This is a genomic window from Roseobacter sp. YIN89, assembly GCF_057219365.1.
The window spans coordinates 709,827-731,595 of sequence record NZ_JBXVVD010000001.1 but is presented as its reverse complement, the minus strand read 5'-3'; the positions used below and the strand labels follow the sequence as shown (position 1 = coordinate 731,595).

The window sequence follows — 21,769 nt, the reverse complement described above, 5'->3', positions numbered from 1 at the left end:
AGCGGCCACCCTTGCACAGAAATTGTAGCTAGGCGCTTTGCGGTCTCAGAAATCCTACAGTGATCGCTGAAAGCATGACCATCACAGCAGCTGTGCCGAGCATGAGAGCCAGCCCACCAATTTGGTAGGTCAATCCAGAAAGAAGGGTTCCCGCCAATCGTCCAGCCGCATTAGCCATGTAGTAAAACCCGACGTCCATCGTGACGCGCTCGGCTTTGCTGAAGGACAAGATCAGATAGGAATGCAAAGACGAATTCACGGCAAAGATTGCGCCAAAGACCAGCAATCCTACGACGAGCATTGCGGTAAGCCACACCTGTGGCTCGGTCGCGGTGACAGCGGCAAGTGTCAGACCTACAGGAACTGCCGCAAGGCCCCAGCCCCAAATACGGGCCGCACCAATTAAGTCGGCCTCGGACCGCTCCCTTGCCCGCAAGATGCGCGGCGCATTGGCCTGCACGAGGCCATAAAGGATAATCCAACCGGCCATGAATGTTCCGATCATGAAGAACGCGGCGCGGTTTGCTTCAGTCGTGCCATCCGACAGCACGGCATAGAAATAAATCGGGATGCCCACAACAAACCAGACATCCCGCGCCCCAAACAGGAACACCCTTGCCGCGCTCAACCAGTTTACATTGGCTGACTTAGAGAAAACTTCAGAAAATTTCGCACCCTTGCGCCCCTTGGGCAATCCTGGCGGCATGGCAATCAAAACAGCCAGCAGGATTGCAGCGAGGATTGCAGCCATGCCTAGAACCGCCCAGACAAACCCCAGAGTGGCCAGAAGTGCCGTGCCAAGAAGAAAGCCCGCGCCCTTGACCACGTTCTTTGAGCCGGTCAGGAGTGCCACCCAGCGAAAGAGGCCGCCATCTTCGGACGGTGCCAGCACCTTGACTGCGGACTTCGACGACATCTTGGCCAAATCTTTGGCGACACCGCTCGCCCCCTGCACCAGCATGACAAATACAACCGACACGCCGACCGCCCAGGACGGATCTAGCTGTGCCAAGGCCAGCAGCGCAAGCACTTGCAATCCGAGGCCTGCATAGAGTGTCGATGTCAGGCCAAACCGGGCGGCAATCCATCCGGCGCAAAGATTGGTGACGACGCCCGCGATTTCGTAAAGCACGAAAAGATACGCCAGCTGGACCGGCGAAAATCCAAGGGTGTGGAAATGCAGCAGCACCAGCATCCGCAAAGCACCATCGGTCAGCATGAACGCCCAGTAGGCCGCCGTGACCGCGATATAGGCCGACAGGCCTTCCGGGCGCGCTGCGATTTTCGTCACAGGCTGTCCCCGACCATGCAGGCCACATCCACGAGTCGGTGGGCATAGCCCATCTCGTTGTCGTACCACGCATAGACCTTCACCTGCGTACCGTTGATCACCATGGTGGACAGCGCATCAACGATGCTCGAACGTTCGTCATTGGTGTAGTCGGTAGAGACGAGTGGACGTTCCTCGTACCCCAAAATACCCTTCATGGGCTTTTCAGCGGCCGCCTTGAACAGTGCATTGACCTCTTCGACTGTTGTTTCCCGCTCGACTTCGAACACGCAGTCGGTCAGAGACGCGTTTAGCAGTGGTACTCGGACCGCGTGACCGTTCAGACGGCCCGTCAATTCCGGATATATCAGTGTTATCGCGGTCGCACTTCCCGTTGTCGTAGGGATCAGGGAATTCAAGGCCGACCGCGCACGTCGCAGGTCTTTTGCAGGACGGTCCACAATGGTCTGTGTATTGGTCACGTCGTGGATCGTCGTGATAGACCCATGTTTAATTCCCAAGTTTTCGTGGATCACCTTGACGACCGGTGCCAGACAATTGGTGGTGCAACTCGCCGCGGTTACGATGCGGTGCCGGTCTGGCTGGTAGATATCGTGGTTTACGCCATAGACGATGTTTGCGGCATCTCCGTCCTTCACAGGGGCAGATACTACCACCTTTTTTACGCCTGCCTCGAAATAGGGGGCGATCGTCGCTTCAGTCTTGAAGACCCCCGTGCAGTCGATCACCACGTCGACACCATCCAGCGGCAGATCCGCGATGTCACGAGCACCGACGAAAGGAATGCGTATGCCGTCGATTGTAACACTGTCGGCATCGTGGGCGAATTCGGCCTTCCAGCGGCCATGAACCGTGTCAAACTCCAATAGATGGGCATGCATCTCCGGATCGCCCACCGCATCATTGATCCATGCGATTTTTGCCCCCCGATCCAACAAAGGTTTCAGGGCCAGTTTCCCGATGCGGCCAAGGCCGTTGAGGGCGTAAACGGTCATTGATGGTGTCCTTCTTCGTCAGTTTGACCAATTTCATCGACGGCTTTTTGCAGGGACAACCTGTCCAAAGACTCAATTGGTAATGCGGAAAATGCGATCATTCGGTTGCGCAACGCGCCGTAGGTCTGGTGAAAGGCAAGGCTTTGTTCTGCGTCAGAGCCCTTAACCTTTACCGGATCAGGGAGCCCCCAATGCGCGCTGATGGGCTGACCGGCCCATGAGGGACATTCTTCATTGGCCGCCCGATTGCAGACGGTAAAAACGAAATCAAAATTCGGGGCATCTGTCCCCTGAAACTCAGAGATGTTTTTGGAGCGAAGAACCGACACATCATGCCCTTTCTGTTCCAGCACCTCGAGTGCGAATGGATTTAGCTCCGAGCGAGGCTTGGTACCCGCGGAATAGGCAACGAAGCGGTCACCACCGAGGTCGCGCAGGATGGACTCGGCAAAGATGGAACGTGCGGAATTGCCGGTACAAATGAACAGCACATTGTATTTATGGTCGGTCATTGGGATCTCTCCATCAGAGGCGGGAATGGAATTCGTAGCGCAGATCTCAGCTCGTCCGCGGCAGCAATCGTGCAGAAGGTAGTCGATGGTTTCGCGGGCAGCATCGAGGTTGACCGCATAACGCAGGGAGGTTCCAACGCGTTCTTGGCTGATCAAATCGGCCTGCATCAACGCGTTGACATAGGTCGAAAGCGTATTCGGCTTTAGACCTAGCGCCTGCGCCAATTCCGTTGCCGGAACGCGGTCAGGATAGCGGCGCATCAGCAGCCGGAACAGGGCCAGTCGTTGCGGATGGCCCAGCGTGGAAAGGCGGTTGGGAATCAATATTTCCATAGTTCATGAATATATGAATTACGGATTCGCGGATATGAAATTTTTGTAAAATCTCAGGCTAAGACTGCAAATCATGTTGGTCCGACAAGCGGACGAGGCCGTCGTTCTTGGCCAACAGCTGAGCAACTGCTCTGCGGAGAAACAGGTAAGTGAGTTGATGACAAAGATTTTTAGATCATCGTCGCGAGCAGTGGACTCTGCGCACCAGCCACCCCATTCTCCTTACAAGCCAACCATGGGTGAGAGCAGATGGCGAATAATCACTCTTTTCTGAATATCCTTGTTCCAGTGGGTGCATTTTTGGCACTCACTGCCTTTCCGCTCCCTGCCAGCGCCCAACCTGTACAGAGTGGCATCTGTTCGGCCGTTTCGGACGCGCCTGTTGCCGTTGAAGAAAGACTGGACGGTGTGCTGTCGGAGATACTGGAGTCAACACATGGCGCGGCACCGGGGGCCGTTTTGTCGGTACGCACGGGCGACTGGCATTACATCGCGGCCGCGGGCTATGCGGACCCAGAGGCAGGCAGGCCAATGGATTGCGCATCGCCCTTCGAGATCGGAAGCAATACCAAGATGATGACAGCCGTTGTCTTGCTTCAGCTTGTCGAAGAGGGGCGTTTGGGCCTCGACGATCCGTTGTCTCGGCACCTGCCTGAAATCGCGGCCAAGCTACCAAACGGCGAGGCTATGACCCTTCGACAGCTTGCCCGACACACATCAGGAGTGTTCAGCTATACCGACAATGCGCCTGACGGAACACCCGGACTGATGGAGGGGGGCCTCACAGATCGCGCGGCGCTTCTGAGGCAACTCGATCCGCGGGAAATGATTGATTTCGTCATTGAACATGGCGCGCCGAACTTCCTGCCTGACGCGGAAGGGGCGTGGAGCTACTCGAACACAGGCTACGCGCTTCTGGGAATGATCATAGAGAAGCTGGAAGGTTTACCGCTCGAGAAATCTTATGAAGAGCGGATCTTCGGCCCGCTCGATATGGACCGCACCTATCTCTGGAACGGCATCCCTAGGCCTGCGTTCGGACTGCAGCGCGCGTATTTCATAGGAACCGACAATGAGATGACGGACTGGAACCTGTCGCAAGGTTGGGCTGCCGGCGGCGTCATCTCGACAGTCGACGATATGCAAGTGTTCATTGAGGCGTTGGTCGGGGGCGATCTGTTCCAGTCCGCCGAAACTCTTCTTCTCATGCAAGAGACGGTGAAGCCAAAGAACTCTCTTTATCTGGCGTACGGGGTCGGTTTGGGGCTCAAAAGTGAAGACCTATGGGGGCATGGGGGGCAGACGCTCGGCCATGCGTCCGATGTCGTTGCGGGGCCGGATTTCTCGTTGGTCGCGTTCGGAACGTCGGCCAACAACGGTGCGTCCTTCGCCGCGGGTTCAGTCACCGAGGTCCTGCAGGACGTCGGTGCCTTTGCGGAATGAACGCAAACGACCGCGCCTCTCAAATGGCCGAGTTGAAATGAAGAACCATTTTGGGAAACGTCTGCCCGGTATTCTGCCCGCCTAACGCAAAGGATACGCATCAAGGCAAAGCAGGGCTTCAGAGCATTCCAAACGATGAGTAATGTCTGCTGATCGTCCCGGATTGCCTAGACTCGTTTACCTTGGTCGCGGCGCAGATACTTTTTGTGGGCCTGCAAAGCGATTGCTTCGACAATAAACTGCCGCACGCCCGGCATTCAGCTTTCTGGCACTCCAGCCTTCCGCAACCCTTCGAAGTAAAGCTCTCTGTACGCAGGATCCTGGATTTTGTTTCGAGTTTTCTCGTCGGTCAGGTTGAGCTCAAAACCAAGTGACTGAAATTCTTCCAACTGCCATTCCGCTTCGTCAATGTCGCCAAGATGGCCAAGGGTTGCAATCAAATAGCGATAACTGCCTGGCCATCCGGGATTGCGTTCGATGGCACTTTCAAAACTTGCACGAGCCTCTTCGAAACGCCGCAGATTGAATTGGTTCGCACCTCGCGCAAAATAGTACCAAAAAGGAAAGTTCGGGTTAAGGCGCATCGCCGCTTCGATCATGCCTAGCCCTTCTTCTGAACGGCCCACAAACTGAAGTGTATTTGCCAACATTGCATAACCATCAGCATAGTTAGGATCGATCGAAATTGCTGTCTCCAGCGCCTGAATGGCTTTGTCAGTGTCCCATGTCTCATCCCGTGTGTAGTATCTGGCCATCGCCCAGTAGGCGGATGGCAGGTTTGGGTCCTTTGCAATCGCTTGAGCCGCGAGACTGCGCGCAAGTTCCAGTCCTTCTTGAGTATCAGCAATCCAACCGTTGTCTGCTGCCAAGGTGTAGACAATCGCCAATCGCGCCGTAGCAGAAGTAAATTCTGGATCGTGTTCGAGCGCCAGGCGATAAAGGCGTATTGCTTCACGCGTGGACGCTTCTGTGAAGAAACTTTCCCGTTGACGCGCCTTTAGATATGCATCGTAGGCTTTCGGGTTATCTGTCTTCGAGTGCGTAATATTTTTTTCTTCCTCGGGACTAAAACGAACCTCAAGAGCGGAGACGATCTGACCGCGCACGTCATCCTGCAGAGCCAATAAGTCATTGGAACCTCCCTCATATCGCTGAGCCCAGACATGCGCACCCGTTTCGCTATCCACCAACTTGGCATTGATCCGCAGGATGTCTCCCGTTCGCCTCATTGTTCCGAACACGACGTACCGTGCCCCTAAATCTCCGGCTACATCCTGCGCTTCCAGAGACTGCCCTTTGTAGGGCAAAACAGACGAACGTGAAATTACGACCAGTCCAGACAACCTCGCGAGATCGGTAATAAGGTCATCGGTCATTCCATCAGCGAGGTAATCGTCTTCTTGGTCACCTGAGAGATTCTCGAAGGGAAGAACTGCTAGTGAAGGAAGTGTGGCGATGTCCCGTAATTCTGTTTGTGGTTCTGGGCGGATTATTTGCTTCGGCCAAGACTGGAACAGAGCAATAGCGACGCCAAGAGACACAGCAAAAATGGCAAGCAAGCCGAAAACACGACGGTGTCTTGGGGTCTCTTCGGTGATATTTCCCGTCCGGAAAGGGTCCAATCTGTAGGCGTGGACGGGTCGGGAAAGGTTCTTTACTTTGCAATGACCTAAGTCTGTTCGTGCGACTTTGATCTTCGTTTCAATATGGTCAAGTACCTGTCGTGAAATACACACGGTTCCAGGTTCAGCCATTGATTCAAGTCGTGCTGCCACGTTGACACCGTCTCCGAAAATGTCGCCTTGTTCTGCGATCACATCGCCAAGATGCACCCCGACTCGCAGGATAAGCTGTTTGCCTTCAGCAACCTCCGAGTTGCTATTTGCCATACCTCTTTGCAGCTTCAGTGCGCACTCGACCGCATCCACGACGCTGTCAAATTCGGCCAGAAGGCCGTCGCCCATCAATTTCAAGACCCGGCCATTCCCTGCATCTAGGGTCGGTAAGATGAAATAATCCAGCCGGGTTTTGAGCGCAGCGTAGGTATTTTGCTCGTCAGCCTCCATCATGCGGCTATAACCAACAACGTCAGCGGCAAGGATCGTTGTGAGGCGTCTTTCCAAGGAGGTCACCCTTTTGCTCCACTGGGATAATAACAAGAGTCTTGCAAGCGATTCAAACCTTATGGTGGAATTGCGGTTTAAGCGTGAAGTGCATTAAGAAACCACTTCCCGCATCCGCAGAGTAGACTGGCAGACTAACGACCGCTTTGGACGGAGGTTTCAAAGCGGACCAACAAGATTTTCAGGCACAGCCAGATGCGATTGTGTATCCAAAAGAGGGAAGTTCAGTTTCTAGGTTTCGAGCGTCAGCGTGACCCGATCGCCTGCAAACCAAGTCCGGCCATACTCGACAGGCTGACCCTGCGCGGCAATGTTAACACCCGACGACCTCAAAAGTGGATCACCCTCAGCTACTTGCAAGAGAAGCGCCTGCGTAGCGGTTGCGCGCACGGCCGTCAGACGGGTTGAAGCACGGGTGTAGTCAGCCACGCCTGCCCTGCTCAACGCCTCTGTTACGCTGCTGGTGTCTTTTAGTGCGGCGGTGATCGCCGAAAGACGTGTCAAAGGAAACAAGCTTTCAAACACTGCAATCGGCTGGCCATCAGCCAATGACAGGCCGCGATAGGCACAAACCGGATCGCCCGCCGCAATTTGTAACGCCGCCGCCTCACCCATGGTCGCGGCCCGCTGATCAAGCGCAAGAACACGCTTTTCCGGCCTACGGCCTGCGGCGATCAGATTTTCATGAAACCGAACGCGGTGTCCGATGGGGTAGTCTGTGGGCGTTGCCGCAACATAAGCCCCCGCACCGCGCCGAGTGCGGATAAGCCCTTCGTCGACCAGCGCAGAGATACCATGGCGCACGGTGTGGCGGTTGACACCGAAGCGCTCTGCCAGCGCAGCCTCTGTCGGCAGCTTGTCGCCGGGGCGATAGCGTCCTTCGGCCAAGTCGCTGCGCAGGGCATCAGCAATAGCCCTCCAGATTGGGGTTTTGCCTGAACTGTTACGCAAATTTCACAAAACTCTTCTGTCGCGGCAACGCGAATGTGGTAGGATATGTATAGTTGTATAGAAGAAAGACAAGTTGTCGAGATGAAAGACACTGTGAGCCCAGATAATCCCCGCAAGGCGTGGATGGGATTGCTGGCCAAAGCGCCCCAAGGGCGTGTTGCCGCACTTTTGGATGCTGAAATGTCGCGCCCCGCTTTCACGTGGCTGCGCGCACCAGAGATTGGCAGCACGATGGTGCGCGCGCGCGCCGGTGCCACCGGCACACCTTTCAATCTGGGTGAGATGACCATAACCCGTTGCGCTTTGACTTTGGACACTGGCGAAGTCGGGCACAGCTATATCCAAGGACGCCGCAAGGCGGACGCTGAGGCCGCGGCGTTGGTCGATGCGCTTATGCAGACCGCACTGGCAGACAGGTTGCGCGAAACGGTTCTTGAACCTTTGCAGATCGAAATGACCGCCGTGAAAGCCGCCCGAGCCGCCAAGGCGGCCGCGACAAAAGTTGATTTCTTCACCATGACCCGAGGAGAAGACTGATGCAGGCAAACACCCTTTCCGGCGGATTTGCCAACCCAGCCGTCGACGCAGCCCACGCCTTTCGTAGTTTGATGGAAGCCATGGCCCGTCCGGGTACTATTCAGGACATCAAAGGTGCCGCGCCCCCTGCCCCTCTGTCGCCCGCGATGGGTGCGGTTCTGCTGACGCTATGCGATACGGAGACACCGGTTTATCTGGCTGGCGAAATGGACTGCGATGCCGTGCGGGCGTGGCTGTCCTTTCACACAGGTGCACCGTTTGTAGGGCCGGCCCATTGTATGTTTGCGGTTGGCACATGGGATGCAATCGCGCCGCTGACGGCTTACCCGATCGGCACCTCCGAATACCCTGATCGCTCGGCGACTCTCGTTGTGGAATGCTCCGAACTTGCCGCCACAGGGGCGACACTGACGGGTCCAGGCATCAAAGATCAAGCAACGCTTTCCTTGCCAGAAGTAGAGGCCTTTCAGTCAAACCAGACCCTTTTCCCTCTCGGACTGGATTTCATTCTTACCTGCGGCAATAGCCTCGCGGCTTTGCCCCGATCGACCGAGGTATCCTGACATGTATGTCGCAGTAAAGGGCGGGGAGCGGGCAATCGAAAACGCCCATGCTTGGCTCGCCGAAGAGCGCCGGGGCAGTACGGATGTCGCAGAACTCAGCATCGCCCAGATCCGCGAGCAATTGAGCCTTGCCGTCAATCGGGTCATGGCCGAAGGCTCGCTTTATGATCCAGACCTTGCGGCGTTGGCGATCAAACAGGCACGCGGCGATCTGATCGAAGCGATTTTCCTCATTCGAGCCTATCGCACCACTCTGCCGCGCTTTGGTGCCTCCGAGCCTGTCGATACGGCCGCTATGGACTGCGACAGACGCATCTCGGCCACGTTCAAGGACTTGCCGGGCGGACAGGTACTTGGCCCGACTTTTGACTACACACACCGTTTGCTGGATTTCAAACTGGCCGCAGAAGGTGGGGTGGCCGAGGCCCCTAGCCGTGACGCCGCGCCAGATAACGTCCCTCATGTCACCGAATTTCTGAACCGTGAAGGGCTCATAGAAGAAGCTCCTCATGACGATACACCGCCCCCTGACCTGACCCGCGAACCACTGGAAATGCCTGCGAACCGCGCCCTGAGACTTCAGGCGCTCACCCGCTCTGATGAAGGCTTTACCCTTGGGCTTGCCTACTCGACACAACGCGGCTACGCGCGCAACCACGCCTTTGTGGGCGAGTTACGGATCGGGTCAGTTCCGGTCGAAATGGACATTCCGGAACTTGGGTTTGCCGTCGAGATCGGCGAAGTAACCCTGACGGAGTGCGAAACCGTAAACCAGTTCACCGGCTCGAAAACCGAGCCGCCGCAATTCACCCGCGGCTACGGGCTGGTCTTTGGCCAGACCGAGCGAAAAGCGATTTCCATGGCCTTGGTTGATCGCGCGTTGCGCTGGGAGGAATTGGGTGAGGACAATGTGGGGGCACCCGCACAGGATGCAGAGTTCGTGTTATACCACGCCGACAACATCCAGGCGACGGGGTTCCTTGAACACATCAAGCTGCCCCATTACGTCGATTTTCAGTCTGAGTTGGAACTGGTGCGCAAATTGCGTCGCGAGGCAAGTTCTGCTCAGACCAAGGAGGCTGCAGAGTGATATCAGTCGCCGCCGCCATCACCGTCGCAGTCAAACCAGCTTCCGCTTCCGCTCCCGCTGTCGCCATTGCCGCGAAAAACGAACGCGAGAACAATAGGCACACCGAAACAGATCAGCACTGCTTCCGGGTGATCTCGAGCCGCCACGTAAAGGTCAAAGAAAATGTCCATGCTTTGCCTTCCCAAAAAACTGAGGCGCTTTTATGACCGATCAAGCCTATAACTTCGCCTATCTCGACGAACAGACCAAGCGCATGATCCGCCGCGCCATCCTCAAAGGTCTGGCTATTCCCGGCTATCAGGTTCCTTTCGCGTCGCGTGAAATGCCGATGCCGTATGGCTGGGGAACCGGTGGGGTGCAGGTGTCAGCAGCGGTGCTGACACCCGACGACACGTTCAAGGTGATCGACCAAGGCGCCGATGACACGACGAATGCGGTTTCGATCCGGACCTTCTTTCAACGCACAGCAGGTGTTGCGACGACGACGGCAACAAGCGATGCCACTGTGATCCAAACCCGCCACCGCATCCCCGAAGAGCCGTTAGGCGAGGGTCAGATACTCGTCTATCAGGTGCCGATCCCTGAACCGCTGCGCTTTCTTGAACCGCGTGAGAGCGAGACCCGCAAAATGCACAGCCTTGAGGAATACGGGCTGATGCACGTAAAGCTTTACGAAGATATCAGCCGCCACGGCCATATCGCGACGTCTTACGCCTATCCGGTCAAGGTCGAGGGACGCTATGTGATGGACCCGTCGCCGATCCCGAAATTCGATAATCCAAAGCTGGGCGATATGGCCGCAATCCAGCTTTTTGGCGCAGGACGCGAGCAGCGGATATACGCCCTGCCCCCCTATACCCAAGTGATCAGCCTCGATTTTGAGGACCACCCGTTCGAGGCATCCAAAGCGGATCATCCCTGTGGGATGTGTGGTGCGACCGACAGCTACCTTGATGAGCTAATTGTCGACGACGCGGGTGGGCGGCTTTTTGTCTGCTCTGACACCGATTACTGTGAAGCCCGACAGGCCGCTGGCCACAAAGGAAAGGATGCAGCATGACACCCTTGCTATCCGTTCAGGGCATCACCAAGCGGTACGGCGCCCATATAGGCTGTGCGGATGTTTCCTTCGATCTGTATCCCGGTGAGGTTATGGGGATCGTTGGCGAAAGCGGGTCGGGCAAAAGCACCTTGCTCAATTGCATGGCAGGACATTTGGCCCCAGACGCAGGACAGGTAGTTTTCGACACCCGCGCCGACGGCCCGCGTGACACAATTACCATGTCAGAGCCGGAGCGTCGGATGCTCGGTCGAACCGATTGGGCCTTTGTTCATCAACACGCCCGTGACGGGTTGCGCATGGGTGTGAGTGCCGGCGGCAATGTTGGCGAGCGGTTGATGGCCGTGGGCGAGCGTCACTACGGCGACATTCGCGACAAAGCCATGGACTGGCTGGGTCGTGTCGAGATCGACGTGTCACGTGTGAATGATCGCCCCACCACCTTCTCGGGCGGGATGCAGCAACGTTTGCAAATTGCGCGCAATCTTGTCACGGGTCCGCGCCTTGTTTTCATGGATGAACCGACCGGGGGTCTTGATGTGTCGGTCCAAGCGCGACTGCTAGACCTGCTGCGCGGTCTTGTGCGAGACATGGGGCTTTCAGCGATCATCGTGACCCATGACCTGGCTGTGGTTCGCCTGCTGGCAGACCGCCTGATGGTCATGAAATCAGGCCGCGTGGTCGAAGCAGGATTGACCGATCAGGTTCTGGATGACCCGCAGCACGCTTATAGCCAGCTTCTTGTCAGCTCCGTTTTGCAGGTTTGATCCATGATAGAACTCCGAAATGTTTCGAAAACCTTTACCCTGCACAATCAGGGCAGTGCGGTGATCGAAGTGATCAGCAATGTAACCTTTGCGGTCGCACCGGGCGAATGTGTGGCGCTCACCGGAGCATCCGGCGCAGGGAAATCCACGCTGATGCGGATGATCTACGGCAACTATCTCACGCAGACAGGCGAAATTCGGATTGGCGATGTAGACATCGTTCGGGCCGAACCGCGCGACATCATCACATTGCGTCGTCAAGTCCTAGGTTATGTCAGCCAGTTCCTGCGTGTGGTGCCGCGTGTTCCAACTGTCGATGTCGTCGCAGAGCCTCTGCGCGCTTTGGGTGTCTCGGCAGAAGAAGCACAGGACCGCGCCAAGGCGTTGTTGACCCGGTTAAACATCCCCGAACGGCTTTGGGCGTTGTCCCCGACGACTTTCTCGGGCGGCGAGCAACAGCGCGTAAATATCGCTCGTGGTTTCACCCATGACTACCCTGCGATGTTGCTGGATGAACCCACCGCGAGCCTTGACGCTGCAAATCGCGAGGTGGTGCTAGACTTGATCCAAGACGCCAAAGCGCGTGGCGCGGCCATCATCGGTATTTTCCATGATGAGGCGGCCCGAAACCGTGTCTGCGATCGCGAAATTGATGTCGGTCGCTTTACCCCGGTGTTGGCCGCATGACACAAGGTCGACTCATTGCTGTTGTAGGTCCATCAGGTGTGGGCAAAGACAGCGTGATGGCAGGCCTTCACAACGCTATTCCAAATATGCATGTGGTCCGCCGCGTTGTCACACGTGCGCCTGATCTAGGCGGAGAAGACTATGACGCAGTTACTGTCACGCAATTTGAAGCCTTGATCGAAGATGGCGCTTTTGCGGTCCATTGGCGCGCACATGGGTTGCACTACGGCATTCCGATCACCGTCAAATACCAACTTGGCAAAGGGACCGATTGCCTTGTTAACTTCTCCCGCATGGCCTTGACGCAAGCGGCCGAGATTTTCCCGCGTTTCGTAGTTCTTAACATCACTGCGAAACCAGAGACGCTTGCCCGGCGTTTGGCTGCGCGAGGACGTGAGACGCAAGACGAGATCACCAAACGCCTTTCGCAGGCCGAGAAGACCTTGCCAGAGGGTCTGGAAGTCATCCAGCTCCCCAACGATGGCCCCTTGGCACAGACCGTTGCCCGAGGGGCGGCGCTGCTTCAACTGGCGAGCGCATAGCGATGCAGCATCTCGAACCGCCCGTCTTTCCGCTCACCACACAAGGCAATCTGGTCAAGGACAAAGGGCGCAGGCAAGGCGGGCAAATGTCGTTTTACCTGCTCTGCCCACCCAGAAAGCTCTGCCTCAGGCAGCCTTCCCGACAGGGTCAGATGAAACCTAAATTCTTCCATGACATATGGATAACCCCATCGCATCAGCAATGCGTCCTGTCGCGCGCTCAGTCCCGCCGCACGACGACGCGCCAGTTCCGCTGCATCAGCCGGAGCCCGAAATGCATCCAGTTCGCTGACGCAAGCCTGCGAAACACGCAGCACCGCTTCTTTGCCGCCGAGCGGCGTCAGCGCCAGAAACCGGCCCAAGGTTGCCAGTTCCAAAGAATCGCAGCTTGCGGGGGCAAGCGATGCCGCGAGGTCCGAAGTGGCTTTTTCCAAATCATGAATCGTGTGTGTTTGGGCAAGGCGAAACGGTGGTTTCAGTGTTCCATGGAACCCATACTTGCGGGGTGTCATCGTGATGTCACGCAAACCGTCCAAATCGGGCTGGCGCACTTCACGGCCACGCGCGACATCCCAACCGAGCCAAGCTGCGCCAAAATCGGCCAGCGGGCCAACCGGAGGCACATAGTAAATTGCAAATCGAGAGTATGACATGAATTCCCCTTTACCCGCGTCTTCTGTGACAAATGCGTGTGACAACGACGTGTCAAGCGACCTGTGTCTTGCCAACGCGCAGCTTGTATTGGCAGATCAGGTGATCATCGGTTCAGTCACAATAGAGCAGGGCGTCATTTGTGACATCACCGAAGGCGATCACGTTCCGCTTGGTGCATTGAATTGTGCCGGTGATCTCGTCATTCCCGGGCTCGTCGAACTCCACACAGACAATGTCGAACGCCACATCGAACCGCGCCCCGAAGTGGACTGGCCCCATCTGCCCGCCTTGATCGCTCATGATGCCGAACTTGCGTCTACGGGCATCACGACGGTGTTTGACGCCATGCGGGTTGGGTCCATTCACAGCGGCAAGGGACGTTACATCGACTATGCACGCAAATTGGCGGATGAACTTCTGGCCGCACGTGAACAGGGGTATTTCAAGATCAGTCATTTCCTTCATCTCAGAGCCGAAATCTGTTCAGAGACACTGCTTGAAGAACTGGCGGCGTTTGGACCTTCCGACAGGGTCGGCATCGTCAGCCTGATGGACCACACCCCGGGTCAGCGCCAGTTCCGTGATCTGACTGCGCTGAAAACCTATGTCGCCAAGAAACGCGGGATGAACGATACTGAATTTGCCGAACATGTAGAGAACCTTTTGAAGCTTCAAAAACGTTTCGGTGCCAAGCACGAGGCAGGCGCTGTCAAAGAGGCAGGGCGACTGGGCGCGGTTCTGGCCAGCCATGACGATACTACTGCCGATCATGTCGCCACCTCCGCGATAAACGGAGTGGGTTTTGCCGAGTTCCCCACAACTGTAGAGGCTGCTAAAGCCTGCCGCGCCAACGGCATTGCCGTGATGATGGGCGCCCCCAACCTGATCCGCGGCGGATCGCACTCCGGCAATGTCGCGGCGGAGGCTCTCGCAAAAATGGATCTTCTCGACATTATCTCGTCAGATTACGTACCCTCGGCGCTCCTTTTGTCGGCCTTCCACCTCGCAGATATCTGGAACGATCTGCCCCGCGCTATTGCCACAGCGACCAGCAACCCCGCAAAGGCCGTGCGGCTACATGACCGGGGCGCTTTGGCGACAGGTTTGCGCGGTGATCTAATTCGTGTACGTAAAATCGGCCAAACACCGCTGATACGCGGTGTCTGGAGCCAAGGCAACAAAGTGGGCTGACCATTTAGGAGTTTCGCCCCCAAAGATCACGATGTTCTAGCAAGTTGTAGAGCGCTTTTACGCGCCTCCACCATCCGTCAAAATGACCAATTCCGAAGCGGCCGCGGTTCTGAAATTCTGTTTGATGGATACACGCCTTGTCGTTGCGTCTCCTTGCGCCACAGTGTGAGAAATATTGAAACTTTCCGTTTCAAACGTTGAATGCATGGAGCGGCTGAAGCGGGCGCGGTGATGTTGAAAGTTGCGCTTGAAGAGGCCACCGGCGACACATTCGTTTTCGGCGCCGTAAACCTGCGTAAACGACTAGTGAGATCGCGTTTGGCGGCAACTCTTAGCAATACTGTTCGGCACCACGCTTACTCGCTGGATAAGCGTGGTGCCTGAATGCTCAACCGTGTGCTTCAACCCGATTATGGATCGGAAGCTTCTGGCTTTGCTTCAGAGGTTCGTTCGGCTGCGTTTTGCGGTTTAGGGTCTGTGTCTTGCGAGGCCTTTTTTTCGGCGGCCTCTTTCTTCGCCAAGTCGTTGAACGACATTTTGGCTTTCCTTTTCTGGCCGCCAGGGTATCCAGCAGCTAGTGATCATTAGTGTACCAATGCTGCCTTGGCAAAGGAATATTGGACAAACGACCGAATGCACCTTGTAAATTTCGCCAGCAGACACCACCTTTGGTGGGCTACTGACCTCTATTCGACCCTCTGTTTTCCTTTATCGGCTCACAGCGCTCGACACTGTCGTGAGAAGCCGGGCTGCTGCATGTTGCGGGCAGCGATCATTTAAGGAAAATTCACATGGCCAATGGCACAGTGAAATGGTTCAACACCAACAAAGGCTTCGGCTTTATTGCACCGGAAACAGGTGGCAAGGATGTGTTTGTGCACATCTCTGCACTCGAAAGGTCTGGGATGACCAGCCTGAACGACGATCAGAAGGTTACCTTTGATGTCGAGAGTGGGCGTGACGGTCGCGAAAGCGCAACCAACATCGCACTCGCCTGAAGAATGCAAGCGGGCGCTCCCTTTGGGGCGCCCCTAGCCTAACGACGCTTGTCTTTGGAAGCTGTTCCGCTGCTTCTTGCAGCAGCTTGTTTGGTCGGATCGGCATCTGCTGAACCAGCACCACGAATTTTACTTCCCAGGAGACAAGTCCAATGTCAGATTACACTGCCGCAAACCGTCCAGAGACGCGACGTGACGTTTTCAAGGGAATGTCAAAGAAGTCGAAAGCCAAAGAGGCCAAGAAGGATCCCTCGCCAGCAATCCGGCAGAGCGAGTATGGAAGATATCAGATCAAATCAGGATGTCTTTCCGGGGTATATGTCGCCCGTGCGTTTCCAAAACCAGAGACAAGAGCACGCGGTTTGATTGCCGAAGCAACCGGCACAACAGAAGACGCCGCGATCACCGCATTGCATACTGCGCTAGACGCGCGTCAAGACCGTAGGAACGAAGATCGCAGAACAGACGCTCACACTGGCGCATCCGTGCCGAGCACTGAAGAATACATGGAGGCGCTGAACACGGTTAGCCTGACACGTCCACAGCGCGCCATGTTGATGGCGTTGTCGCTGGCAGAAGCAGACGGGTTGGAAGAGGCAATGGTCGCCAATGCTGGCAGCTACAAGTCCCCGACCTCGGCCAACAGAGCGCTTGCCAGCGTGGGCCGCATGATTGAGGGCTATCTCTTTTTGGAAACTGGTTCTTCGGCGGCGTCCGCCAATTCGGATGAAACAGCGTTGATTGGATATCGTGGTTTGTCCGAAAATGACGGCAAGCCGGCGAAATGGATATTGCATCCCGAACTTTGTACGGCCATCCGAAACGTCATTTAAAAACTGTCTTTCCGCCCGATCGGTAGGGCTGATTAGCGCAACTGCCATAATCCTCGTACACGAACCATTCCCAACTGCTGGTATGATCGGCCACAAGAATGCCTCGGTCATCTTGCGGCGAACGCACCTGCGCAGTGGGCGAAAAGCCAACTGCGCGGGTTGGACAAATACCGCAGTTTTCAAGTGTTCCGGCACTATCTCTTCAATGCCAGTACCTGGCTGGTTAAGCGTGAGGCCGGAAGTGCCCTAGGCCGCAGACGAGACCAAACTACAGACACGCCTTTGGCGCAAAGAGAACGCGGAGAAAACACAACACCTTGCAGTTATGCGGTTTTGAAACCAAGGATGCTGCGCTCCCAACAGAATGCTCGTGGCGCTAGGTGTGTCGGCATTCCGCGCAATGCCAAGCATCGAAGCCTTTGGCCTGCTCGTCACAGCGGTTTTCTTTGCCGTTATGCGCAAGATCGAGGAAGCGTTAAGACGTCGACCGCCTGCGCGACGAACCAATGTGCCGAGTGACCGCGAAACGCAACGCGTTTGATCCTTCAGCAAAAGACGCATTGACCAAGCAGTCAGCAAAGGCTGCGGGTTTTGACGCTGCACCCATCATGCCTGCGTGCTGCAGGTTAAGGTTCGTCCGGAACGGGTTTGGGCGGACCGCCCGGACCTTGAACCGCCTCCTGCGCGGCACCAGCCACGACACTGCGCTGCTCTGGCGTCAGGTGATCGCCACCGTCTATCTCGACTTTCACGTTTCGTTCGGCCATGCGAATACCATTTGCCTCAAAGGCGTCTCGCACCTTTTGATACGCATCGCGGCGCACGAGCCACTGCTCGCCCGGTTTGGTCATGAACTTAACGCCCACCACCATGTTGAACTCCTCCATCCGCCGTACCCCCTGGGATTTCAACGTACTGAGGATGGATTGGCCATAGTGCTCGTTAGCTTGCAATTCGGCCCCCACCTTTTTGACTAACTTCTTGACCAACTGAAGATCAGTGTCGAAGGGCACTCTGAATTCCAGTTTCATGATCACCCAATCGCGGCTGTGATTGGTCAGGCTTTTCAACTCGCCGTAAGGCACGGTGTGCACTTTGCCGCGGTGATGGCGGATACGCATAGAGCGCACCGATATACTCTCGACCGTCCCCATCAGATCGCCCACTTCTATGTATTCCCCAAGGCGAAAGGCATCATCCACAAGAAAGAAAATTCCAGCAACGATGTCACGCACCAAGGACTGCGTACCAAGCCCGATTGCGATGCCAACGATGCCGGCACCTGCAAGGATCGGCGCAATATTAACGCCCGCAGCGCTCAGCACGCTGAGCGCTACCATGATCAACAAAGTGACCATCAATATTGTCCGCAGCAAGGGCAACAGAGTAATCAGGCGCGCTTCGGGTCCGGGCGCTTGTCCGTCTATCGGCGGCTCATAATCCTCGATCCGTTTGTCGATCACGGTTTTGGCCCAAGTCCATACCAAATCGGCCAGCAAGAGCGCCACGATGCTGTCAATCAGAACCTCAAGTACGCGCCCCACGATGGTCTGATCTGACGACAAGTCGAAAACGCTCACGCCCCATGCGCTCGATAACCCGAAAACTGCGAGCATGATGAATACGAAACGAGCACCACGCTGCACGATTGGCCGCGTCGTCGCGTAGGGGTCTGCAAACTCTGGCGTGGCCAAAGCCATCTCACCATCGCCATCCTCCATTTCGCCTTCTGCTTCGGCAAAGTTTCGAAGCGCTTGCTCGGCCTCGGCGCGATGCTGCTCGTTCAATGCCGCTGTCGACTGATCGAAAAAATGATCGATCCAAGCGCGCATAAGTTTCAGGCCCGGTACGACGATACCGACAATCAGCACGCCCCACATCAGCGCGTAAAGGCCCCCCAGCCAAAGCACGAACACGAGCCCGACCAGTATGAACAAAAAATTGCGCCAGATCTGAAGCGACTTTGCGCTGACGCGGATTGCACAAAGATCGGGTAATTTGCGGAACGTCACCCAGATACATGCCCATGCGATCACGACAACGAAAGCCGCGAGCACGATCGCCTGCGCCAAAGCCACCGTTGCAAGATCTTGGTCGACGTTTAGCCCCTGCCGCTCGACAACGCGCCGCAGCAGGTACGACAGAGCAAAGGCCGCGACAATAGCCAAGCTCATCACGGCAACAATTCGATGCAGGAATTGCGCAGCTGCGCTGCCATACGGCACCAGCCGAAGTTCTGGCGCGCGTGGGGCCTGAAAAAACAGTGACAGCGTAGTGATGATGCGGAACATCAAGATGCAAATCAGCAAATCGAGCACAAGCGTTTCGACAAGCGGGTGCCACTCGAAGGCGTTGAACGCGCCGATGCTGCCAATGGCGAAGATTCCCAAGCCTGCAAATATAATGGCCGCCCGGGCCGAGGCGCCGACCAGCTTTTGCATCGGAGCATCTTTCGGCGCCTGTTCAATGCGCAACAGCGGGTACCGCAGCGTCTGTCGGTAAAGCCATTCCAAACCTGCGCCGATCAGCAGAAAGATCAGAATATATGTAAGCGAACGCACTTTTTGGGCATGGGATAATTCCGTGTTCCATACGCTTTGCAACGCCGATGGCAGCTGTGGAATGACACTCCATGCTTGCACAACAGATTGCAGCCTGGCCCGTATGCGCGCAGCCCATGCATCGGCCTGTTCGCGGGGGCTCAAAATCGGGTCAGAATTGATTTCGCCAGTATCCGAGGCGCTATCTGCAAGCCAAGACTGAATTGAAGGGTCCGCCAGAAGCCGCAAAAGCTCTTTGACGTCGTTTGGCGATGCTTGGTTGACTGTTTCGGCTTGGCCGGATCCGACATTGGGCACGAACTGAGCCTGCACTGGCGCAGAAAGATGCATCACAGCCGCCAGAACGGCCAATGCCTGCAGGACAATCCTCATCATGCCTGTTCCACCTGCTGGACTTTTGGCGCATCGATTTCCGCGTAATCCAGATTGGAGTAATCGGGGTTGATAACCCTTTCAACTACCAGCGCACCGCCAGTCGGCACGAGTTGGCAGGCCAGCCTCTCGTCCGGCCCCGCATGCCAACGCGCTAAGACTTTGATTTCATCGTCAGACGGCAGTGGCAGGGTTACGCTGCCGTCCAACACGCGCACGCGGCAAGTACCGCAACGGCCTCGCCCGCGGCATACACTGGCGTGGGGTACGTTGTTTTCACGTGCAAGTTCCAACAGAGTCATACCTGTTGACGCTGTAAAAGATGCTGGCCGTCTGCCAGTGAAACTTACCTCGACATTTGCCGTTTGCGTCTGCCTTATCCGCAGCCAGCGTGCCAAAAAGACAAGCAATATCAGACCGAGCGATATCTGTGTGGCAATGCGCGGGCGTTGTTTTGCCTGAGCGATAATTTCCGGAATTTTGTCCGGCGCTACAGACGGGCCGTAGGCGTTCGGATCATTTTCGAGAACAAGGCCAGCGCCGCCCTCTTCAACCGGGATGATCTGCCGGCCAGCTTCGACATAGCCCAGCATCGCCAATATCGGCAGCGCAACGATCAGCGGGTAGAAAACTCGCATGACCTTGGGGGAGCCATCCCGCGCCTGCAACCACGTGTACATACCAATACTGCCATGGATCCATGCAACGACCAGTAGCAACACCTGCTGCAATCCATCCAGCGGGGACACCACCCAGAACTGGCTCAGAACCAAAGCGTATGTCGGCTCGAGCCCAAGTTGTTTGACGGCCATGACACCAAAAACATGCATGCCGAGCAGTGGAATGATCAGCACACCCGCAATCATCTGTGCCAAATCGTAGGCCGGAACACGCAGGGTGTTGCGCCGGTAGAGCGAGTACAGCGCAAGAAGGAAATGCACGATCAAAGAGACTTGTAAAAGTATCTTCAGGGGCGGAAACGAACTCCATACGCCGCTCAACGCCCAGCGCCAGTCTTCCATCATTTGCAAAGATATAAGCCCCAGCGCGAGATTGCTGAGATGCATGGTGATGAAGACAAACATGACAAGACCGGTGCCGATCATTGCGCGCAGTCGAATGGCTGCGATCCGTGACGGGACTGCTTGCGAATGGGACATAGTGACTTTCCTTTGCGCCTAGTCGGACATGCAAAACAAACTCACTCAAAAAAGCGAGCTTTTTTGCACTGCGCCATGCTCCGGCGGACGGAAATTCCCTCAAATTGGCAGGCACGCCACAGTTTTCTGGGTGCAGGCGGCGCAACAGGCCTGTCGTTAGAACGCTGGCTTATTGCTGTTTGGGGGATGCTACGATGCATTGATGCGAGCCTTGGGTCGAGAAATACGCCTGACAGGCATCCACAAACGAACGCACAAGGCGACGCGGTTTGGTCTTTTGGTATCCGATGGACAGCGTCAGAGGTGGCAGATTGTCAGTAATCGGCAAGCTGACAGTCTTGCGACCGCAGTAGCTGTCCTGCGTGAGCGGCTGCATATTGAGGATAGCGCAACCACGCCCTGAACTTACAAGGCTGCGGACCATTTCCGTTGAGTTGGCGTAGGCAACAATCGCAACATCCGGTGCAAACGTATCAAATAGACTTTGGTAGTAAGAAGCGGCAAAAGCGCGATTCAATACCACCATTGGCTCTTGGGAAAGTTGCGCCATAGATACGCTGCCCTGTGCAGCAAACGGGTGGCCTTCGGACACAAGGCAGTATGCCGGTGCCTGGAGCAAAACATCGAATTCAATCGCCGGGCGCACGTCTTCGCTGACGAACAGGATCGCATCATAGGTGCCGTTCAACAGCCCCTCTTGTGCGGTGTCGTTATCGCATTCTTCCAAATGCACCGACACCTCATTGTCCTCAGGCACGAAGGATTGCAGAATATTTGGCAGAAATGCCGGCGCGATCGGCGCGTAATAACCGATGCGCAACGTGCCGCGAAGCGCGTGCTTTAATTCAGCACCTTCAGACATGACCGACCGATAGTCTTCCAACAACCGTTCAAACTTCTGCAGCACCAGCCGGCCACTGGCATTCGGCTCGATCCCTCGGGAGCGCTGCCGCGTGACCAGCGTCAGGTCAAAGGAGTGCTCAACCTGATCTACCGCTGTCGCCACCGCAGAGGCCGCGATATTGAGCTGTGCAGCGGCGCGCGCGATGCTTCCTTGGCGGACAGCTGCGCAATAATACTCCATTGCCTTTAAAGAGACGGCCATG

Annotated in this window: 23 protein-coding genes; 13 read left to right on the top strand and 10 right to left on the bottom strand. The window is 56.1% G+C overall.

What is annotated here, in order from left to right; all coding sequences use genetic code 11:
• Positions 1 to 28: 28 nt before the first annotated feature.
• The 3 genes from arsJ to AC2D8V_RS03565 are packed head-to-tail and all read right to left on the bottom strand — an operon-like array spanning position 29 to position 3,131.
• Positions 29 to 1,282 carry an organoarsenical effux MFS transporter ArsJ gene (gene arsJ / locus AC2D8V_RS03575; RefSeq protein WP_484732651.1) on the bottom strand — a complete coding sequence of 418 codons (1,254 nt, stop codon included), beginning with the start codon at positions 1,280 to 1,282 and terminating at the stop codon, positions 29 to 31.
• 5 nt (positions 1,283 to 1,287) lie between these two features.
• Entirely contained in the window at positions 1,288 to 2,286 is a 999-nt protein-coding gene (locus AC2D8V_RS03570; RefSeq protein ID WP_484732138.1) for an ArsJ-associated glyceraldehyde-3-phosphate dehydrogenase, read from the bottom strand.
• Positions 2,283 to 3,131, bottom strand: coding sequence for an arsenate reductase/protein-tyrosine-phosphatase family protein (locus AC2D8V_RS03565; protein ID WP_484732137.1), 849 nt, complete (start codon positions 3,129 to 3,131; stop codon positions 2,283 to 2,285). The genes AC2D8V_RS03570 and AC2D8V_RS03565 overlap by 4 nt, the downstream gene beginning before the upstream one ends.
• Before the next feature lie 249 nt (positions 3,132 to 3,380).
• On the opposite strand from AC2D8V_RS03565, the gene AC2D8V_RS03560 reads away from it, so the two are divergent.
• Positions 3,381 to 4,574 carry a serine hydrolase domain-containing protein gene (locus AC2D8V_RS03560; RefSeq protein ID WP_484732136.1) on the top strand — a complete coding sequence of 398 codons (1,194 nt, stop codon included), beginning with the start codon at positions 3,381 to 3,383 and terminating at the stop codon, positions 4,572 to 4,574.
• Between the two features lie 257 nt (positions 4,575 to 4,831).
• Here AC2D8V_RS03560 and AC2D8V_RS03555 read toward each other — a convergent pair whose 3' ends face one another.
• Both AC2D8V_RS03555 and phnF read right to left on the bottom strand, forming a co-directional pair.
• Positions 4,832 to 6,706 (bottom strand): adenylate/guanylate cyclase domain-containing protein, encoded by a 1,875-nt coding sequence (locus tag AC2D8V_RS03555; RefSeq protein WP_484732135.1) that lies wholly within the window; start codon positions 6,704 to 6,706, stop codon positions 4,832 to 4,834.
• A 222-nt stretch (positions 6,707 to 6,928) separates the two neighbouring features.
• On the bottom strand, positions 6,929 to 7,648 hold the full coding sequence (phnF, locus tag AC2D8V_RS03550) for a phosphonate metabolism transcriptional regulator PhnF (protein WP_484732134.1): 720 nt from the start codon (positions 7,646 to 7,648) through the stop codon (positions 6,929 to 6,931).
• A gap of 81 nt (positions 7,649 to 7,729) precedes the next feature.
• Here phnF and phnG point away from each other — a divergent pair, with 81 nt between their 5' ends.
• Genes phnG through AC2D8V_RS03535 form a run of 3 tightly spaced genes read left to right on the top strand, consistent with a single transcriptional unit; the run spans position 7,730 to position 9,838 of the window.
• Positions 7,730 to 8,185, top strand: coding sequence for a phosphonate C-P lyase system protein PhnG (gene phnG, locus AC2D8V_RS03545; RefSeq protein ID WP_484732650.1), 456 nt, complete (start codon positions 7,730 to 7,732; stop codon positions 8,183 to 8,185).
• Entirely contained in the window at positions 8,185 to 8,748 is a 564-nt protein-coding gene (gene phnH / locus AC2D8V_RS03540; protein ID WP_484732133.1) for a phosphonate C-P lyase system protein PhnH, read from the top strand. The genes phnG and phnH overlap by 1 nt, the downstream gene beginning before the upstream one ends.
• A 1-nt stretch (position 8,749) precedes the next feature.
• Positions 8,750 to 9,838 carry a carbon-phosphorus lyase complex subunit gene (locus tag AC2D8V_RS03535; protein ID WP_484732132.1) on the top strand — a complete coding sequence of 363 codons (1,089 nt, stop codon included), beginning with the start codon at positions 8,750 to 8,752 and terminating at the stop codon, positions 9,836 to 9,838.
• A gap of 2 nt (positions 9,839 to 9,840) precedes the next feature.
• On the opposite strand, the gene AC2D8V_RS03530 is transcribed toward AC2D8V_RS03535, so the two are convergent.
• Positions 9,841 to 10,008 (bottom strand): hypothetical protein, encoded by a 168-nt coding sequence (locus AC2D8V_RS03530; RefSeq protein ID WP_484732131.1) that lies wholly within the window; start codon positions 10,006 to 10,008, stop codon positions 9,841 to 9,843.
• Between the two features lie 32 nt (positions 10,009 to 10,040).
• On the opposite strand from AC2D8V_RS03530, the gene AC2D8V_RS03525 reads away from it, so the two are divergent.
• Genes AC2D8V_RS03525 through phnN form a run of 4 tightly spaced genes read left to right on the top strand, consistent with a single transcriptional unit; the run spans position 10,041 to position 12,894 of the window.
• Positions 10,041 to 10,898, top strand: coding sequence for an alpha-D-ribose 1-methylphosphonate 5-phosphate C-P-lyase PhnJ (locus AC2D8V_RS03525; protein ID WP_484732130.1), 858 nt, complete (start codon positions 10,041 to 10,043; stop codon positions 10,896 to 10,898).
• The gene (phnK, locus tag AC2D8V_RS03520; RefSeq protein WP_484732129.1) at positions 10,895 to 11,665 is read left to right on the top strand and encodes a phosphonate C-P lyase system protein PhnK; all 771 of its coding nucleotides are present in this window, start codon (positions 10,895 to 10,897) and stop codon (positions 11,663 to 11,665) included. Before AC2D8V_RS03525 ends, phnK begins: the two co-directional genes overlap by 4 nt.
• A gap of 3 nt (positions 11,666 to 11,668) precedes the next feature.
• The gene (gene phnL / locus AC2D8V_RS03515; RefSeq protein ID WP_484732128.1) at positions 11,669 to 12,352 is read left to right on the top strand and encodes a phosphonate C-P lyase system protein PhnL; all 684 of its coding nucleotides are present in this window, start codon (positions 11,669 to 11,671) and stop codon (positions 12,350 to 12,352) included.
• A complete protein-coding gene (gene phnN / locus AC2D8V_RS03510) occupies positions 12,349 to 12,894 on the top strand; it encodes a phosphonate metabolism protein/1,5-bisphosphokinase (PRPP-forming) PhnN (protein WP_484732127.1) in 546 nt (181 codons plus the stop codon). The genes phnL and phnN overlap by 4 nt, the downstream gene beginning before the upstream one ends.
• Here phnN and AC2D8V_RS03505 read toward each other — a convergent pair.
• Complete coding sequence (locus AC2D8V_RS03505; RefSeq protein WP_484732126.1) at positions 12,876 to 13,547, bottom strand: DUF1045 domain-containing protein; 672 nt, start codon at positions 13,545 to 13,547, stop codon at positions 12,876 to 12,878. The two genes, phnN and AC2D8V_RS03505, sit on opposite strands and share 19 nt — an antisense overlap.
• Here AC2D8V_RS03505 and AC2D8V_RS03500 point away from each other — a divergent pair.
• From AC2D8V_RS03500 to AC2D8V_RS03480, 5 genes are all read left to right on the top strand, one after another.
• Positions 13,546 to 14,739 carry an alpha-D-ribose 1-methylphosphonate 5-triphosphate diphosphatase gene (locus tag AC2D8V_RS03500; protein ID WP_484732125.1) on the top strand — a complete coding sequence of 398 codons (1,194 nt, stop codon included), beginning with the start codon at positions 13,546 to 13,548 and terminating at the stop codon, positions 14,737 to 14,739. The two genes, AC2D8V_RS03505 and AC2D8V_RS03500, sit on opposite strands and share 2 nt — an antisense overlap.
• A gap of 201 nt (positions 14,740 to 14,940) precedes the next feature.
• Positions 14,941 to 15,123: a hypothetical protein gene (locus AC2D8V_RS03495; RefSeq protein WP_484732124.1), complete on the top strand. Its 183-nt coding sequence runs from the start codon at positions 14,941 to 14,943 to the stop codon at positions 15,121 to 15,123.
• 407 nt (positions 15,124 to 15,530) lie between these two features.
• Positions 15,531 to 15,737, top strand: coding sequence for a cold-shock protein (locus AC2D8V_RS03490; protein WP_484732123.1), 207 nt, complete (start codon positions 15,531 to 15,533; stop codon positions 15,735 to 15,737).
• Between the two features lie 152 nt (positions 15,738 to 15,889).
• Positions 15,890 to 16,570 carry a hypothetical protein gene (locus AC2D8V_RS03485; RefSeq protein ID WP_484732122.1) on the top strand — a complete coding sequence of 227 codons (681 nt, stop codon included), beginning with the start codon at positions 15,890 to 15,892 and terminating at the stop codon, positions 16,568 to 16,570.
• A gap of 364 nt (positions 16,571 to 16,934) precedes the next feature.
• Complete coding sequence (locus tag AC2D8V_RS03480; protein ID WP_484732121.1) at positions 16,935 to 17,111, top strand: hypothetical protein; 177 nt, start codon at positions 16,935 to 16,937, stop codon at positions 17,109 to 17,111.
• Positions 17,112 to 17,196: 85 nt separating this feature from the next.
• On the opposite strand, the gene AC2D8V_RS03475 is transcribed toward AC2D8V_RS03480, so the two are convergent.
• From AC2D8V_RS03475 to AC2D8V_RS03465, 3 genes are all read right to left on the bottom strand, one after another.
• Positions 17,197 to 19,506 (bottom strand): mechanosensitive ion channel family protein, encoded by a 2,310-nt coding sequence (locus AC2D8V_RS03475; RefSeq protein ID WP_484732120.1) that lies wholly within the window; start codon positions 19,504 to 19,506, stop codon positions 17,197 to 17,199.
• Positions 19,503 to 20,663: a 2Fe-2S iron-sulfur cluster-binding protein gene (locus AC2D8V_RS03470; RefSeq protein WP_484732119.1), complete on the bottom strand. Its 1,161-nt coding sequence runs from the start codon at positions 20,661 to 20,663 to the stop codon at positions 19,503 to 19,505. The genes AC2D8V_RS03475 and AC2D8V_RS03470 overlap by 4 nt, the downstream gene beginning before the upstream one ends.
• Before the next feature lie 169 nt (positions 20,664 to 20,832).
• Complete coding sequence (locus AC2D8V_RS03465) at positions 20,833 to 21,768, bottom strand: LysR family transcriptional regulator (RefSeq protein ID WP_484732118.1); 936 nt, start codon at positions 21,766 to 21,768, stop codon at positions 20,833 to 20,835.
• Position 21,769 lies beyond the last annotated feature (1 nt).

Coding starts and splice junctions, on each gene's coding strand:
- AC2D8V_RS03570 (WP_484732138.1), bottom strand. CDS start 2,286: ATGACCGTTTACGCCCTCAACGGCCTTGGCCGCATCGGGAAACTGGCC.
- AC2D8V_RS03565 (WP_484732137.1), bottom strand. CDS start 3,131: ATGGAAATATTGATTCCCAACCGCCTTTCCACGCTGGGCCATCCGCAA.
- AC2D8V_RS03560 (WP_484732136.1), top strand. CDS start 3,381: ATGGCGAATAATCACTCTTTTCTGAATATCCTTGTTCCAGTGGGTGCA.
- phnG (WP_484732650.1), top strand. CDS start 7,730: ATGAAAGACACTGTGAGCCCAGATAATCCCCGCAAGGCGTGGATGGGA.
- phnH (WP_484732133.1), top strand. CDS start 8,185: ATGCAGGCAAACACCCTTTCCGGCGGATTTGCCAACCCAGCCGTCGAC.
- AC2D8V_RS03535 (WP_484732132.1), top strand. CDS start 8,750: ATGTATGTCGCAGTAAAGGGCGGGGAGCGGGCAATCGAAAACGCCCAT.
- AC2D8V_RS03530 (WP_484732131.1), bottom strand. CDS start 10,008: ATGGACATTTTCTTTGACCTTTACGTGGCGGCTCGAGATCACCCGGAA.
- AC2D8V_RS03525 (WP_484732130.1), top strand. CDS start 10,041: ATGACCGATCAAGCCTATAACTTCGCCTATCTCGACGAACAGACCAAG.
- phnK (WP_484732129.1), top strand. CDS start 10,895: ATGACACCCTTGCTATCCGTTCAGGGCATCACCAAGCGGTACGGCGCC.
- phnL (WP_484732128.1), top strand. CDS start 11,669: ATGATAGAACTCCGAAATGTTTCGAAAACCTTTACCCTGCACAATCAG.
- phnN (WP_484732127.1), top strand. CDS start 12,349: ATGACACAAGGTCGACTCATTGCTGTTGTAGGTCCATCAGGTGTGGGC.
- AC2D8V_RS03500 (WP_484732125.1), top strand. CDS start 13,546: ATGAATTCCCCTTTACCCGCGTCTTCTGTGACAAATGCGTGTGACAAC.
- AC2D8V_RS03505 (WP_484732126.1), bottom strand. CDS start 13,547: ATGTCATACTCTCGATTTGCAATTTACTATGTGCCTCCGGTTGGCCCG.
- AC2D8V_RS03495 (WP_484732124.1), top strand. CDS start 14,941: ATGCATGGAGCGGCTGAAGCGGGCGCGGTGATGTTGAAAGTTGCGCTT.
- AC2D8V_RS03490 (WP_484732123.1), top strand. CDS start 15,531: ATGGCCAATGGCACAGTGAAATGGTTCAACACCAACAAAGGCTTCGGC.
- AC2D8V_RS03485 (WP_484732122.1), top strand. CDS start 15,890: ATGTCAGATTACACTGCCGCAAACCGTCCAGAGACGCGACGTGACGTT.
- AC2D8V_RS03480 (WP_484732121.1), top strand. CDS start 16,935: ATGCTCGTGGCGCTAGGTGTGTCGGCATTCCGCGCAATGCCAAGCATC.
- AC2D8V_RS03475 (WP_484732120.1), bottom strand. CDS start 19,506: ATGATGAGGATTGTCCTGCAGGCATTGGCCGTTCTGGCGGCTGTGATG.
- AC2D8V_RS03470 (WP_484732119.1), bottom strand. CDS start 20,663: ATGTCCCATTCGCAAGCAGTCCCGTCACGGATCGCAGCCATTCGACTG.
- AC2D8V_RS03465 (WP_484732118.1), bottom strand. CDS start 21,768: ATGGCCGTCTCTTTAAAGGCAATGGAGTATTATTGCGCAGCTGTCCGC.